General features: G+C 39.1%; 1 protein-coding gene. It reads right to left on the reverse strand.

The window, feature by feature from the left end:
- Positions 1-64: 64 nt before the first annotated feature.
- The gene (locus DNK84_RS06455; protein ID WP_119343731.1) at positions 65-1,189 is read right to left on the reverse strand and encodes an ISAs1 family transposase; all 1,125 of its coding nucleotides are present in this window, start codon (positions 1,187-1,189) and stop codon (positions 65-67) included.
- Positions 1,190-1,288: the final 99 nt, after the last annotated feature.

Below are 1,288 nucleotides of genomic sequence, written 5' to 3' on the forward strand. Positions count from 1 at the left end.
CCCACTTTCCATCTCTTAAGCTATGAAAAACTCTGCACTGTACCAATAGTCAGGGTAAACGCATCTAATTTTCTTTAACTACGGTAGTTAGATAGCTTGGATCAACCAGGGCCTTTCGCTGTTTTCGGCGAATACTCATCTTTACAGAGGTATCTTTTTTTAGAAGCCCTAGAGCAAACTTTCTCATCCAAGAATAATTGATGGCCGCATTTTCTTGACGAATTCGGCTTTGATCCTCTCTAAAAGTAACATCTAATGACCAGTGAAGGTTATTCTCCACCTGCCAGTGTGAGCGTATTGCTTTTAAGGTTTTAGTTGGCTCTGTATGTGGCAAGGAGCTAATATAAAAGCGCTCTTCACGGGTTGTTTTATTTGCTTCTATACGTTGCGAAATTATACGGATAAAACTGTTTAATTTCTGCCATTCAGGGTCAATCAAGCCCTTGAGTTCTTTAGTATCTATAACTTCAATTTCTCTACTTTCTATACGGCCATGATCTGCATTGATCTCATCAGATGCTGTTGTGACATCAAGTGCATTCAACCCCTTATCTTTAAGCTCAAAGCTATCCTTAACCAGGTCGTGTAAATTCCCCTGGTTGCCCTTAAGTGAAATAATGTAATCACCCTCTGCTTCTACAATAGCCTTGACATTCTCCTTCTGACAGCCCATTGCATCCAGGGTGACAATTGCCCCTTTAATTTCAAGCTGTTTTAAAATCTCAGGCACAGCCGTGATCTCATTACTTTTATCATCAACCTTTACTTGTCCCAGTGCAATGCCATTCGCACAAGACCATGCATTTACTATGTGAAGCCCTTTCAGTTCCTTGTTTTTACGTGCAGAACCTCTGAGTGTTTTACCATCGATTGCAATAACCGTTTCAGGTAATAGCGCTTGTACCTTTCTAAACCATTTCATGCAGGACTCTTGAAATTTCAATGGCTTTAACACACCAAAAACACGAGAAAATGTATCGTGCGAGGGAATTCCATTAGGCAGCTCTAGAAAATTAGAAAACCAATCTTGACGTGCTTTTCCAAAGTCTTCAATTTCTTCCCAGCCTTCTGCACCACAAATTACTGCACAAATAGCAATCGCAATAATATCCAGTAGCAAATGCTTCTTTGTCCTATCAACACGAGGGTCTTTTAATTCCTTAAAACATTCAACGAAAACACTATCCATAATAATTTAAATTGATACTTAGTTTGCTATAACTAATAAGATGCACTATATTCCAGCATTAGGCCAGATAAATACTAGAATTTAGATGCGTTTACCCTG

Origin of the sequence: Facilibium subflavum, from assembly GCF_003574485.1 — a bacterium.
Lineage (GTDB): Bacteria > Pseudomonadota > Gammaproteobacteria > Francisellales > Francisellaceae > Facilibium > Facilibium subflavum.